This is a genomic window from Enterococcus sp. DIV1767, assembly GCF_050542585.1.
Taxonomy (GTDB): domain Bacteria; phylum Bacillota; class Bacilli; order Lactobacillales; family Enterococcaceae; genus Enterococcus_D; species Enterococcus_D innesii.
Map to the genome: position 1 here is coordinate 404,647 of NZ_CP172936.1, position 13,760 is coordinate 418,406.

The 13,760-nt window shown below is 43.5% G+C and carries 16 protein-coding genes; 13 read left to right on the top strand and 3 right to left on the bottom strand.

All coding sequences use genetic code 11. The features are described 5' to 3' along the window. The first annotated feature begins 29 nt into the window (after window positions 1-29). The 11 genes from argB (at window position 30) to IGI78_RS02025 (ending at window position 8,882) form a co-directional block, all read left to right on the top strand. On the top strand, window positions 30-791 hold the full coding sequence (argB, locus tag IGI78_RS01975; protein ID WP_142424165.1) for an acetylglutamate kinase: 762 nt from the start codon (window positions 30-32) through the stop codon (window positions 789-791). 175 nt (window positions 792-966) lie between these two features. Further along, entirely contained in the window at window positions 967-1,788 is an 822-nt protein-coding gene (locus IGI78_RS01980; RefSeq protein WP_142424164.1) for a VOC family protein, read from the top strand. Between the two features lie 198 nt (window positions 1,789-1,986). Beyond that, window positions 1,987-2,913, top strand: coding sequence for a serine hydrolase domain-containing protein (locus IGI78_RS01985; RefSeq protein WP_430618249.1), 927 nt, complete (start codon window positions 1,987-1,989; stop codon window positions 2,911-2,913). A 45-nt stretch (window positions 2,914-2,958) separates the two neighbouring features. Then, window positions 2,959-3,912: a mannose-6-phosphate isomerase, class I gene (gene manA / locus IGI78_RS01990; RefSeq protein ID WP_170920124.1), complete on the top strand. Its 954-nt coding sequence runs from the start codon at window positions 2,959-2,961 to the stop codon at window positions 3,910-3,912. 199 nt (window positions 3,913-4,111) lie between these two features. Next, a complete protein-coding gene (locus IGI78_RS01995; protein WP_140965109.1) occupies window positions 4,112-5,251 on the top strand; it encodes a cysteine desulfurase family protein in 1,140 nt (379 codons plus the stop codon). A 68-nt stretch (window positions 5,252-5,319) separates the two neighbouring features. After that, window positions 5,320-5,661 carry a DUF1831 domain-containing protein gene (locus tag IGI78_RS02000; RefSeq protein WP_005232263.1) on the top strand — a complete coding sequence of 114 codons (342 nt, stop codon included), beginning with the start codon at window positions 5,320-5,322 and terminating at the stop codon, window positions 5,659-5,661. A 177-nt stretch (window positions 5,662-5,838) separates the two neighbouring features. Further along, entirely contained in the window at window positions 5,839-6,684 is an 846-nt protein-coding gene (locus IGI78_RS02005) for an aldo/keto reductase (RefSeq protein ID WP_081118288.1), read from the top strand. Between the two features lie 42 nt (window positions 6,685-6,726). After that, window positions 6,727-7,332, top strand: a complete 606-nt coding sequence (locus IGI78_RS02010; RefSeq protein WP_081118289.1) for a metallophosphoesterase — start codon at window positions 6,727-6,729, stop codon at window positions 7,330-7,332. Between the two features lie 205 nt (window positions 7,333-7,537). Next, complete coding sequence (gene amaP / locus IGI78_RS02015) at window positions 7,538-8,101, top strand: alkaline shock response membrane anchor protein AmaP (RefSeq protein ID WP_081118291.1); 564 nt, start codon at window positions 7,538-7,540, stop codon at window positions 8,099-8,101. An 11-nt stretch (window positions 8,102-8,112) separates the two neighbouring features. Next, window positions 8,113-8,307 (top strand): DUF2273 domain-containing protein, encoded by a 195-nt coding sequence (locus IGI78_RS02020; protein ID WP_005232259.1) that lies wholly within the window; start codon window positions 8,113-8,115, stop codon window positions 8,305-8,307. A 56-nt stretch (window positions 8,308-8,363) separates the two neighbouring features. Continuing rightward, complete coding sequence (locus tag IGI78_RS02025) at window positions 8,364-8,882, top strand: Asp23/Gls24 family envelope stress response protein (protein ID WP_005232258.1); 519 nt, start codon at window positions 8,364-8,366, stop codon at window positions 8,880-8,882. 86 nt (window positions 8,883-8,968) lie between these two features. On the opposite strand, the gene IGI78_RS02030 is transcribed toward IGI78_RS02025, so the two are convergent. Continuing rightward, window positions 8,969-9,682, bottom strand: a complete 714-nt coding sequence (locus tag IGI78_RS02030; protein ID WP_081118292.1) for a C39 family peptidase — start codon at window positions 9,680-9,682, stop codon at window positions 8,969-8,971. A 368-nt stretch (window positions 9,683-10,050) separates the two neighbouring features. Here IGI78_RS02030 and mnmA point away from each other — a divergent pair, with 368 nt between their 5' ends. Continuing rightward, on the top strand, window positions 10,051-11,169 hold the full coding sequence (mnmA, locus tag IGI78_RS02035) for a tRNA 2-thiouridine(34) synthase MnmA (protein ID WP_081118293.1): 1,119 nt from the start codon (window positions 10,051-10,053) through the stop codon (window positions 11,167-11,169). Between the two features lie 122 nt (window positions 11,170-11,291). Here mnmA and IGI78_RS02040 read toward each other — a convergent pair whose 3' ends face one another. Together IGI78_RS02040 and IGI78_RS02045 are read right to left on the bottom strand one after the other, a co-directional pair. Further along, window positions 11,292-12,248, bottom strand: coding sequence for a 1-phosphofructokinase family hexose kinase (locus IGI78_RS02040; protein WP_195265374.1), 957 nt, complete (start codon window positions 12,246-12,248; stop codon window positions 11,292-11,294). Then, window positions 12,245-13,006: a DeoR/GlpR family DNA-binding transcription regulator gene (locus IGI78_RS02045; protein WP_008376158.1), complete on the bottom strand. Its 762-nt coding sequence runs from the start codon at window positions 13,004-13,006 to the stop codon at window positions 12,245-12,247. Before IGI78_RS02045 ends, IGI78_RS02040 begins: the two co-directional genes overlap by 4 nt. A gap of 281 nt (window positions 13,007-13,287) precedes the next feature. On the opposite strand from IGI78_RS02045, the gene IGI78_RS02050 reads away from it, so the two are divergent. Next, entirely contained in the window at window positions 13,288-13,749 is a 462-nt protein-coding gene (locus tag IGI78_RS02050; RefSeq protein ID WP_195265372.1) for a PTS sugar transporter subunit IIA, read from the top strand. Window positions 13,750-13,760 lie beyond the last annotated feature (11 nt).

The following is a 13,760-nucleotide window of genomic DNA, read 5'->3' on the forward strand; positions in this document are numbered from 1 at the left end:
TCAGGTACTAGACAAAAAGGAGCGAGTAGATGGAAACGATCGTAGTAAAAATCGGCGGTGTCGCCTCAGACAATTTAACCCCGTCATTCTTTGAGACTATAGCAGATTGGCAAGCTGCGGGCAAAAAAGTGGTCATCGTCCATGGCGGCGGTCACTACATCTCAGAAATGATGGAGAAAATGGCGTTGACAGTCACGATCAAAGACGGCCTGCGTGTGACCGATCCCCAGACGCTTGAAGTAACTAGAATGGTCCTTCTGGGACAAGTTCAACCGCTGATTACGACTGCTTTCCAGCAAGCCGGCTTCCATGCCGTAGGACTGAATGCTGGCTGTGACCAACTGATTCAAGGAGAAGTTATCGATGAGGAGAAATTAGGGCAAGTAGGGAAAGTTCAACAAATCAACGCTGCTTTCCTACAGCTCTTGACAGAGAAAAAACATGTTCCGATTTTGGCACCGCTAGGAATTACCCCAGAGGGTCAATGGCTGAACATCAATGCCGATGAAGTAGCGTGTCAGGTTGCTGCCAGCTTGCAAGCCGAAAAGCTGTATTTGTTGACGGATGTTCCTGGCATCAAACAAGAAAGCAAGTGGTTATCAGTTGTTCCTTTTGAAGAGATCCCCCAACTGATCACCGAAGAAGTAGTCACAGGCGGCATGTTGCCCAAACTAAAAAGCGCCGAAAAAGCGTTGAAAGCTGGGGTCGCCTCTGTTTGTATCACGGATCGTGTCGACCGTTTGGGCACTCAGATCTTAGCTGCAACTCCAGCAGCAGCTGTTTGCGGTTAAAGCCTTTAGCGGCAATCCAACGCCTATCTTCCCCTCGTGAGATTGCAAAATTCTGACTTTTCTGCGCTTTTCTTCTTGTTTTCTCCAAAAAAAGAATAAAAGAGGTAGGGATTTCATTTGCTAGAATTTCGTTTTATCAGTACAATGAGTACATATGTAAGTAGGGGGAGAAACAATGACAGATTTCTTATTGGGGAGCAGTACGAAGTTGCTGACTGTTGCAATTCGGGTAAAAGACCGCGATCAAGCGATTGCCTTTTATCGAGATGTACTTGGCTTTGAGCTGAAAAGAGAAGAAAATGAGTTGGCCATTTTTGGTCTAAAAGGATTAGATAGAGAAGTTTTATGGTTGGAAGAAAGCCCACGTGCCAACGATCATTTCGGTGAGATCAAAAAGATGCAGCGCATCGTCTTAGCTGTATCCTCGCTAGAAGAAGCGGCAGCTATCGCGAGCAATGCCCAACAAAAAGCGATTGCTTTCGAAGAAGCTCGTTATGAAGCGAATCAATTAGGCTTCCTGATAGCTGATCCAGAAGGGAACAAAATTGAAGTCTTATTTACAGCACCCGCAGGAACTGCGTTACCAAAAGACGAAGCAGAATTGATCAAAGCGGCACCTGCAAAAGCGGCGGGCTTATCAAAAGAGGCTCATTTTGGCAAGCTGTATTTAAACGTCAGTGATCTAGCCAAAGAGCAGCTTTTCTTAGAAGAAAGCTTAGGCTTGAAAACAAAAGAAGCCGAAACAAAGGAATTTATCCTCAATGATGGTGACTTCCAAGTTGGCTTGACTGAAGCACAAGGTGGTACGATCGACTTACCGAGCCATGAGGTGCTTGGCTTAGACTTCTTGAAAATCTCTATCAGTCAAGAAGATATCGATACATTGGAAAAACACTTGTCTGAGAAGAATCAAGCGTTTTTCATCGACAAAAAACGGAAATTGTTGACGACCTACGATGCCATCGGTATCGAATGGTGGTTTATCGTTAAAAAATAAATCCAAATAGATAAGAAAAACATCGGAAACTCTTTTGAGTGGTCGATGTTTTTTGATGGCTAAGAAACCAAGCAAGCGAATCGATTAGCTGATCGAGGCGAATAGCTGGAGAAAATAAGGGGATAACGAGTTTTGTTTGCTGCTAAAAAGTGCTAAAGTTAGAAGCAAGACAAGCCTGAAAGGAGCGAGTATGGAACGATGACAATGTACCCAGAAACAGTACAGCTCATACAAGAAAAAATGCCGACCGTTTTCCCGGGAGCGGTGCTGCGTTTTATCGCCGGGGAAACCCAAGAGACCCATGTATTCGGGCAGGCAGCGCTTCTTCCGAAAACCGAACCTATGACGAAAGAGCATTTGTTTGATTTAGCCTCATTGACGAAAGTCATTTGTACAACCACCGTCCTGCTAAGACTTTGGGATCAAGGGGAAATCGAGATGGAGGTACCGCTTACTCGTTGGTTGCCAGCGTTTAAAGACGATCGGGTAACGATCAAGCACTTGCTGACGCATACGGCAGCCATCAACACGTGGATTCCTCATCGAGACCAGTTGGGTGCTGCTGCCTTGCGTAAGGCGTATTTGCAGCTTGAAAGCAGTGATACGATCGGTCAAACGGTCAACTACACGGATACTGGTACGATTTTGCTGGGCTTTTTATTGGAGGAGCTGTATCAAAAACCAGTGACCAAGATTTTTCAAGAAGAAGTCTTGACGCCTTTAGGCATGAAGAACAGCGGCTTTCCGCCTTTTCCTCCTTCACAGCTGCCATTGATCGTGCCTACCCAGCAGCAGCCAGACGGCAGTATCCTTAGAGGAATCACCCATGACCCAAAAGCACGAGTGCTGGGAAACCATGCCGGCAACGCCGGGTTGTTTTCTACCGTGGATGATTTGACGCTGTTCGTTCAACTGTTACTGGCAAATGGTCAGCAGCAAGGGGCGCCGTTTTTCTCAGAAAAAGTGATGCAGGCGCTGGCTCAGAGGCAGACGCCTGAAAGCACAAAGCCCCGCACCTATGGCTGGGACTTATCGAATCGGGTCCATCCAGTGGATCATCGAGAAAGCTACTTGGGTCATCGTGACGAAATCCTGCAATGTTACTTAAAAGAATCTGCCGAATAAGCGGATTCATGCTATAATATGCACGAACAACTAGAGAGGGGAACAATTATGGAACCATTGTTTATGAAACCTGTTTTTCAAGAAAAAATTTGGGGCGGCAGTCGCCTGCATTCTGTTTTTGGTTTTGATTTACCGAGTGACAAAATCGGTGAAGATTGGGCGATCAGTGCGCATCCTCATGGGGTGAGCGTCATTGAAAATGGTCCGTTTAAAGGCAAAACATTGGCGGATCTTTGGCAAGACCATCAAGAACTGTTTGGACATTCAGACGAACCAGTCTTTCCATTATTAATTAAAATTCTAGATGCGGAAGATGATCTATCCGTTCAGGTCCATCCTGATGACACGTATGGGCTAGCCCATGAAGGGGAATTAGGGAAAACGGAATGCTGGTACATTATTGATGCCGAACCAGGTGCGGAAATCATTTATGGCCACCACGCACAAACCAAAGAAGAACTTGCGGAAATGATCGAAGCGGGTCGTTGGGATGATTTGTTAACAAAAGTCCCTGTGAAAAAAGGCGATTTCTTCTACGTGCCAAGTGGAACGATCCATGCCATTGGGAAAGGGATCATGATCTTAGAAACCCAACAAAGCTCGGATACGACTTATCGGGTGTACGACTATGATCGTACTGATGATCAAGGACAAACACGGGAGCTGCATATCCAACAATCAATCGATGTGACGACGATTCCTGCACGGACGCCAGAATTATCGATCCGTGAAGTCAAACAAGGACAATCAGCAGTCGTTACCTATCTTGAAACGCCATTTTTCAATGTGTATGAATGGGAAGTACGTGGGAAATTATCGTTGGCACAAAAGGCCGATTATACCTTGATGACCGTGATTGATGGGTATGGGCATTTGATGATCGACGGTCATTCCTATGAACTCAAAATGGGCACTAGCTGCATTTTGCCAAATCCGATCAAGAAATGGGAATTGGTTGGTGAATTGACTGTCATTGCCTCTGAACCTGGAAAAAAATAAAACGATCAGTAAGTGACGTGAGCCGCACAAGCAAAACAGCACACGTTCCTGATTTTTCGTAAGGCTGAACGCGTTCAGCTACCTGTCATCATTGGCGATTTTTCCGCTTTTGACTGACAGGTTTTTTCGTATGGACACTCACGATAGACGTCTGAGGAAGATTTGTTATAATGGCAGTAATGAAGGATAGGTGAAAAGAATGGTTTACTTAGATCATGCAGCAACGACACCGCTGCACCCAGAAGTGATCAAAGTGATGAGTGAGACGATGCAGACATTTTTTGGCAATCCATCAAGCATTCATCATTATGGTCGAGATGCCCACACTCAATTAGAATTGGCTCGTCAAGCGATCGCTCAGCAGCTAGGGGTCAAGGAACATGAGATCATTTTTAACAGTGGAGGTACCGAAAGTGATAATACAGCGATCATCGGTACAGCCCTTAGCAAACAAGCACAAGGCAAACATATCATTACGACCCAGATCGAACATCCGGCGGTCATTGAGAGTATGCGCTATTTAGAAGGCTTAGGCTTTGAGGTGACCTATTTGCCCGTAGATCAAAAGGGGCAATTGGCCGTCAGTGAAGTTGAGGCTGCCTTACGTCCCGATACGATTTTAGTATCCATAATGACGGCAAACAATGAAACGGGCAATTTGTTGCCGATTGCAGAAATTGGCGCCCTTTTACGGGAGCATCCCGCCGTTTTTCATACCGATGCCGTGCAAGCTTATGGCAAGATCCCGCTTGAAATCAATGAAAATAGCATTGATCTCCTAAGCATTTCGGCTCACAAAATCAACGGACCAAAAGGGATCGGCTTTTTGTATAAACGAGATGGTTTGTCGCTACCTTCGCTACTCCATGGTGGCGAACAAGAAGAAAAACGGCGAGCAGGGACGGAAAACTTGGCAGCCATCATGGGAATGGCCAAAGCAGCTTCTTTGCATACCCCCGAAGCGCAGCAAGCAGCGGCAGAACAATATCAAACGTTTGCCGATGTACTGATGGATACCTTAGCAGCACAAGGCGTCGATGTTCAGTTGAATGGCGATCCAGCACACAAATTGCCGCATATTTTGAATCTACGTTTCCCAGGTGTCAGCAGTGACTTGCTGCTGATGAAATTGGATTTAAAAGGGGCCGCCATCTCCACGGGCAGCGCTTGTACGGCGGGCAATGTGGAACCCTCCCATGTGCTCGAAGCGATGGTGGGCAAAGAGCATCCAGCTATCCGGGAATCGGTCAGAGTCAGCTTTGGCTATGGCAACACATTGGCGGAAATCGAAGCATTTGCTCAGCTATTAGCAGAAACTGTCTTAGCAACGAAAAAGTAGGAGAACAGCTAGCAATCTCGCTGAAAACTATTTATAATGAAAGAAATGATGTTAAAGAGGTGAAGAACATGGCATTTGAAACAACAGCAACCGTTTTAGGCGCAGCAACCCAATACCGCATTGCTCCTGAAGCAAAAAAATATACGTTGCGGGATAATGGCTTTACAGAAACGAACGGCGGCAACTTCCAATTGATTCGCGGCCTTGAAGCAACACCCCAAAGCAAAGAAGGCTTTAAATTAAAAATCACTGTTGCAAAAGATCTGCAAACCTTCAAGATGTCGATCACGACAGCCAATGGGTTAAAAGCAGTCAATATTTTCAAAGATGAACAGCACAAAATGCTGCAAGAAAAATTTTACTTTTTAATGGATGGTTTTATCAGCCGCGGGTTGTTTGTCAAAGCGTAAGCTTTTGTCAAAAGCAGCTATACCGTTCAAAGGGCAAGAAGTGTGTCACTCCGCCAATCAGGCATGGGATTGATACACTTCTTTTGTATCTTTGGCGGTTTCTTTTTATACTATAGAAAACAAACCCTAGGTGTTCGCAGGAACAGGATGAGTTAAGACGAGAAAGAGGGAATCAAGATGAAACGAACCTTAAACAAGCAATCAGTGCTAGCCGTCGGCATGGGGACTTGGCATATGGGGGATGACCCTGCCAAGGAAAAAGCCGAGATCGATGCGTTGCAAGCGGGCATCAAAGCTGGAGCGGCTGTCATCGATACCGCAGAAATGTACGGCGAGGGAAACGCAGAAACGCTAGTTGGCAAGGCGATCCAACCCTTTACCCGAGGGAATCTTTATTTGATTTCAAAAGTTTATCCCTGGAATGCCTCCGCCGATGAATTGCCAAAAGCTTTAGACCGCAGCTTAGCGCGTTTAGGCACCGACTATCTTGATCTGTATCTGCTGCACTGGCGAGGAGATGTGCCGTTAGCAGAAACAGTTGACGCACTAGAAGCTGCCAAAGCCTCTGGAAAGATTCGTGCATGGGGCGTCTCTAATTTTGACGTGGCAGATATGGAGGAGCTGTTGCGGTTAGAAAACGGCGATCAATGTGCCGCCAACCAAGTACTCTATAATTTAGGTGCCCGGGGGATCGAATACGATCTTTTGCCTTGGCAGGCAGAGGCTGAGATTCCGGTGATTGCCTACTCACCCATTGCTCAAGGCGATCGGCTAGGGCACCACTTCAAAAATGATGAAGTCTTGAAAGAGCTGGCAGAAGCCAAAGGCTGCACGATCTTTCAGCTGCTTTTGGCATGGACCCTTCGACAACCCCACGTCTTAGCGATCCCCCAAACCAGTGACTCGCTGCATATGCTGCAGAACATTGAAGCTGCCAAAATCATTTTTTCCAAAAGCGAATTGGCAGCAATCGATGCGCGTTTTCCTGCACCGACGAAAAAGCAGCCGTTAGCGATGATTTGAAGACCCTAATCACAGAAAAAAGCAGTAAAGTAAGGAGCGACTATGAAATTTTTTACGTCTGATACCCACTATTTTCATGCAGCCTTGCTCGGGGACAATGACTTTGCCCCACGCCCCTTTGAGACAGTGACACAAATGCATGAAACGATGATCGCCAGCTGGAATGAGGTGGTTGCGGATAAAGATGTCGTTTATCATTTAGGGGATGTCGCGATGCACCCTGATTACGAAGCGGGCTTTCCAGAAATTGCGGCACTGTTAGCACAGCTGCAGGGCAAAATCGTTTTTATCAAAGGCAATCATGATACCCGGGCTTTCTTTGCGTACTTGCGCAAGCATGATCCTGGTTGTTTGGGAGCCCAAAAGTATGCGTTTGAAGATGTTGGTGTCTTGCTGAAGTTTGCTCATCAGCAATTTATACTGACCCATTATCCTATGCTGCTGGGGATCACCAAAAACAGCCGCAATCTGCATGGGCATATCCATCATCACAGTGTTCCAATTGCTGAGAATCTCAACGTAGGAGTCGATGCGCCGGAATTGGCGTTTCTGCCGCAGCCGCGTCCCTTCGGTCGACCAGTTTCCGAAAATGAACTGGCGGTGCTGTATCATGCAAAACAACAAGAACTTGCCAAGCTAGCTCGTTAACAGATAACAAGAAAAGCAAGCATCCAAACAGATTCGGGTGGCTTGCTTTTTTTGTGATGACTTTGACAGCAAGCTTTGATTAAGGAAATTTTTTTGATAAAAATAAACTTTATATGTAAAAAATAATCGATTCCAAGAGTTATTATTTGATGGATATTTAAGAAATGTGTATGCTTTAAGTAGAAAGCAGTAAAGGAGGTTGCCAATGCGTAAGATTTCTAAAGTGATTTTTATCATCGGATTACTTTTACTCTTACTTGTCTTTTATTTTGGGATCATCGCCAATCAGCAAGCGGCTTCATTGCCTGTTTACTTGATTCCTTTGGATGAATATCCTTGGGTCGGATCTTCCATGAGTATGCTGCTCTTTTGGTTATCTGTTGGCTTTGCCATTTTTACCGTGATCGCGCTCTTTGTCGTTTTGTTTTATCCAAAACGTTCGGACCGCTTGATCATTTCCCATAAGACAGGCGATTTAGTGATTCAGAAGAAGGCCTTAGAGCATTTTGTGCTCGAGCGGGTGAAACAAGCAGATTTCATCCATCAGCCATCGGTAAAAATCAAAATCGTCAAGAATAAAGTAGCGGTAAAAATCGATGGAGAAATGAAACAAACAGCAGCCATCCCGCAAAAACAAGAAGCTTTGGTTGGTGAGATCAGCAGCAGTCTGCAGCAGCTTTTCGGTATCGAAAGCAATATCCAAACGGAAGTTGTTTTAAAAGATACGCAAGAAACGCCAGCAGCCCATGACCAACCGCGTGTAGTTTAGGAGGAACAGGTATGAGTGAATGGTTCTACCACTATAAGATCCCGCTTATCTTTGCAGGTTTCGGTTTGATCCTAGCGATCCTGTTTCTAACGATCGGCTTTTTGAAAACCATACTGCTGGTGCTATTTACGGCACTAGGTACGTATCTGGGATTTTATCTCAAAGAAGTCGGATTCTTTGAACAATTTCAAAGACCGCGCCGTTAACTTTGGTAACATTATTAGTTTAATTTATATCAAGATTATAGTAGGAGGAATGTACGATGGAAAACCAAACAAAACCAACAACAGGTGTTAAAGGAGAATTAACTTACGAAGATAAAGTGATTCAAAAAATCGTAGGCATTGCATTAGAATCTGTAGACGGACTCTTAACAGTCGATGGCGGTTTCTTCTCAAATATTGCAGGTAAATTAGTCAACACCGATGATGTGACTTCAGGGATCAATGTTGAAGTTGGGAAAAAACAAGTGGCAGTCGATCTTGATATCGTTGCAGAATATGGCAGCGACATGACCACGATCTACGACCAAATCAAAGAGGTTGTTTCAACACAAGTCAACAAAATGACGAATTTAGAAGTCATCGAAGTAAACGTGAATGTAGCAGATGTCAAAACACGTGAACAATTCGAAAAAGACTCTGAAACAGTTCAAGACAAAGTAAGCAGTGCGGCAGAAACAACTGGCGACTTTGCGTCAAAACAAACACGTAAAGCCAAAGGTGCCTTCAACCGGACAACGACGCGTATTCAAGAAAACAACGAACCACGCGTTCAATAATAGCAAGATCAGCAAAAGACTAGCTTCGGCTAGTCTTTTTTTGTCCCACAAAAGGTGTATTTTTGCAGCTTCAGCCGATCAGAACATCAAAGCCAAAAGCTCCAATAATGGATTCCTTCTGCTTGAAAGACATCGTTAGGATAGCTTTTCTCATAATGGGCTTTTTCGGGGGAATCATTAGGATCGAATACTTGGATATTTCCTTCTTTGTTCAAAGCCAATACCATGATATGTCCGGATGTCGTAAAGGTTCCTGCTTGAACCGAGACCACAACGGGGATGCCTTGTGTCATTTTCTCATAGGCAGCCTCAAATGAATCCCCTAAATCGGCAAATTGGTAACCAAAAGCTTCGGCAAATTGAGGAAAGATTTGCCAACTGGTTCCTTGTTTGGGAAGATAAAATTGATCGCCAGCCCACTTTAATAGTTTGTCAGGATTCGGCGGATGATCCGTCCAAAAAGCATCGATCATGGCTAAAGAAGCAATAGCGCACCCGTTTGCCGCAAACGTATTTTGCTCTTCTCCATATCCATACGGGTTATTGCCCCAGCGTTGATCGGTTTGTACAATCAACGGCACTTGCTGCGTGTCTGCCATCGCTTGTTGAATCGCTTGATTGGCTTGGCGAGTGAACTGTTTTGAGACAAGCGCTGTCTGATCAAACGTAGCATCCCTGACCTGATCAATCACGTAATGAATGACAAAAACACCACCGATGAGAAAAAGCAGCAGTGCAAGGCTCTTCTTTTTCTTCCCATCGTTTCTCCTAGTTTTTGATGTCCTTGTGTGCGATCGCATGAAATGCCCCTCCTCGTAAAGTAGTATCTAAGAGAAGTATAGTCTTTTTCTAATAAGAGCATTTCTGCATTTCCTGAAGAATTTCATACGATTTTATGACAACCACCATTTGAAAAGTAAGTTGTTGCTGTTTGAACAGCTGTCGATGACAGACACAAAAGCAGCACTTCCTCTATTTGGCTGAGTAGGTGGAGTAACGAACAGTTACTTCTCTCCAGATGTCTTTTCTAAAAAAGGAATTTTTAAGAAAAGACAGTAAACAGTGAAGTTTTTTGTGTTTTGTTGTATAATGCAAATTACTGAAAAGTTGCGACCTTCAAATCGTAGATGATTTCAGAATCTATAATTGAAATGATGGTGAAACGATCATGTCTAACGAAAACACCCGTGTGGTGGTTGGAATGAGTGGCGGGGTAGACTCGTCAGTAACAGCACTTTTGCTGAAAGAACAAGGGTATGATGTTGTCGGGATCTTTATGAAAAATTGGGATGATACCGATGAAAACGGTGTTTGTACCGCAACAGAAGACTACAAAGACGTAGCCAAAGTGGCTGCGCAAATCGGGATTCCTTATTATTCAGTGAATTTCGAAAAAGAATATTGGGACCGTGTATTTGAATATTTCCTTGCAGAATACCGTGCCGGACGGACACCTAATCCAGATGTCATGTGTAACAAGGAAATCAAGTTCAAAGCCTTCTTGGATTATGCGATGGATCTTGGTGCCGATTATGTAGCCACTGGCCATTATGCACAAGTGACCGTTGATGAGAACGGCGTGACCCATATGTTGCGAGGCGTGGATAACAACAAAGATCAAACGTATTTCTTAAGCCAATTGTCACAAGAACAATTGAGCAAAACCATGTTCCCACTAGGCGGTATGGAAAAATCAGAAGTACGAGCGATCGCTGAACGGGCCGGTCTAGCAACAGCCAAGAAAAAAGATTCCACTGGTGTTTGCTTTATCGGAGAAAAGAATTTCAAACAATTTTTGAGTAATTACTTGCCAGCGAAAAAAGGCAACATGGTTACATTAGATGGCGAAGTCAAAGGACAACACGATGGCTTGATGTACTACACCATCGGACAACGTCAAGGCTTAGGCATTGGCGGCGGCGGTGCCACTCAAGAACCATGGTTTGTAGTTGGAAAAGACTTAGCAACCAACACTTTGTATGTGGGGCAAGGATTCCATCACCCCGCATTGTATGCAGATCGCTTGGAAGCAAGCCAAATCCACTTTACCACAGACCAAGATCGCGGAACGGAATTTTCATGCACAGCAAAATTCCGCTACCGTCAACAAGATGTACCGGTAACGGTGCGTCTATTAGAGGGAGATCGGGCAGAAGTGATTTTTGACGAACCAGTACGCGCCATCACTCCTGGACAAGCAGTCGTTTTTTATGACGGCATGGAATGCTTGGGCGGCGGTTTGATCGATGCAGCCTACAAAGAAGCCAAAGAATTACAATATGTTTAACCACTAACACAATCAGCCCTAGCTAAGAACACTGAACCAATCAGTTGCACTTAGCTAGGGCTTTTTTTATTTGTACCAACGAATGTTTTGCGTAATCAAGAGAACCAAAAATAGGTAGCCGATTATTCTTTGATCTTGAAAAGGTGGATCTGTTCGCTAAATGCAGCGACTTGTGCAGGATCGATCGTACCGTTTGTTTTCGAAAGCGCATTAGACATGCCACAAGCCATCGAATAGATCAATGCTTGTTCCATTGGATACTGTTTATTCAATGCAACAGCCATACCACCAACGGTTGAATCACCGCAGCCAGTCGTATTAACGATGGCGATTTTAGGGATCTCGATCTTAAAAAAAGTCGACTGGTGTTTAACGATTGCCCCATCGCCGCCTTGAGAAACCATGACGGTGTCGATCCCTTCGAAAAGAGTGCTCTCTAAGACAGAGAAAATGTCTTGCGATGAATGCAATTTTTGACCCATTAGTTCTTCTAATTCCTGTTGATTTGGTTTAATAAAATTCGGACGAGCATTCGTTTGAGTCAAACAATTTTTTAGTTGTTCCCCAGCTATATCCATGAGAATCGGGACTTGTTCACCTAATGATTGACGGATGAATTGAAGCAACTGATCGTGAAAGTGTCCATTATCAGAATTTACTGATCCAGAAATACAGACGACCGTGATGGGGTGTTGTTCAATTATTGCTGCAAGGTGTTGGTAAAAAAGTTGTTCGTTTTCCTCCGACAGATAAAGTCCTTTTTCTACTAGCTCTGTATGGGTGTTACCGTCATGCATGATCGTGATCGCATTGCGAGAATTGCCGTCGATGGTGAGGAAATCCAATACATAACGTTCTTCGGCTAGTAAAGAATCAAGGATCGTTTTGCCTACAGGTCCACCTAAAATACCTGTCAATAAAACGGCTTCCCCAGATTGTGCGATGACTCTGCCAGCATTGATGCCTTTTCCTCCAATTGATGTATGTGGGTTATCTACCCGATTTACTTGATCCAATTTTAGCGAAGGAACAAGATAGTTGTAGTCCATGGAAGGGTTCATTGTGATGGTTAAAATCATTTTTGTTCCTCCTTGAGGATCTCTGTAAAGGAACGATAATAGTCAAAAGTAGTCTCAGAAAGTTTATCATCAGTGATCAAATAGTCGATATCTGAAAGCGAGTAGAAGGTATAAACGTCAGAGCGATTAAACTTGGAACTATCTGCAACGATGCATTTTTTGCGGGAATGTTTGAATGCGACTCGTTGAATCGAACCTTCAACAAGATTTGCAGTGGTGATATTATTTTCAAAGATCCCATTTGTAGCAGCAAAAGCGATATCGATATTTAAATTTTCAAAACTCTTCTCTGCTGTTTCCCCATAAAATTCTTCCGTCGTGCGGGAAAATTCTCCACCGGTCAATAAGACACGATAGTCTGTGTTGTAAATCAAATAATTAAAAGCAAGTAAACTATTTGTGATCACGAATAAGTTTGCTTTTTTTAGTTCAGGTAAAGCGTGGAGCATCGTAGTTCCCGCACCGATATAGATAGTATCGTTGTCTGATATGATACTGTTCATTACTTTTCCGATGAATTTCTTTTCAGCAACGTTCGTATCGATTTTTTCTTGAGTAGAAAGCTCGTGTTCGATTTTTTCGAGTTTTTGGGCGCCACCATAGATTTTTACCAATAAAGATTGATTCGCTAACTCTGTAATATCTCTACGAATGGTCATATCGGAAACGTCTAATGTTTTGGCTATTTCTGCAATGGATAAGTAATCGTGCTGATTCACTAGCGCTAGAATTTTTTCTTGCCGTTCTTTCTTTAACATAGTTTCACCTCTGGTTGATTAACGATTTTTTTAAGTTTCTTTTTTATCGGTGTTCTTTATACATTAATTAATAGCATTTACTTTTGGAAAAAGCAAGGAAAAATGTTCATCTTTGTTAAAGTTTGATAGTTTCGTGAATTGATGAAAGGAATCAGTTTGAAAAAAATACCAAAAGAAAGCGTTGACAAGAAAAATTAACTATTGTATATTTACATTGTAAAACAGATTGTAACAAACTTTAACAATATTTATCATTTGAGTTGAACAAGGAGGAAGAATAGGTGGGCTATACGAGCATGTTTGATGAAAGGCTAATTTTTCTCGATGTGGAAGGAGAGGAGTTGAAAGAACTATTTGAAGAAATAGCCAAACGATTACAGCAACAAGGTTTTGTGAATGAACAGTATCTAGAAGGATTACTAGCAAGAGAACAAGCCTTTCCAACTGGACTGATTACACAGTATTTGAATATTGGCTTGCCTCATTCAGAACCAGCGTATGTCGAAAAGCCTTTTATTGCGATCGTGCGTCTGAAAAACGAGGTGAAGATGAAGCAAATGGGGGACAGTCAAGAAATGCAGGTCAAGGATCTCTTTTTTCTAGGGATCAAAGAACCAAAAGAGCAAGTCGGCTTACTGCAATCGTTAATGGCATTATTTATGGATGAAGGATTTGTAAAGGCATTCATTGAAACACAAGAAGTGCAGGAAATTTATCAGCTAGTTACTCAGTATACAAAATAAAATTTTTGGAG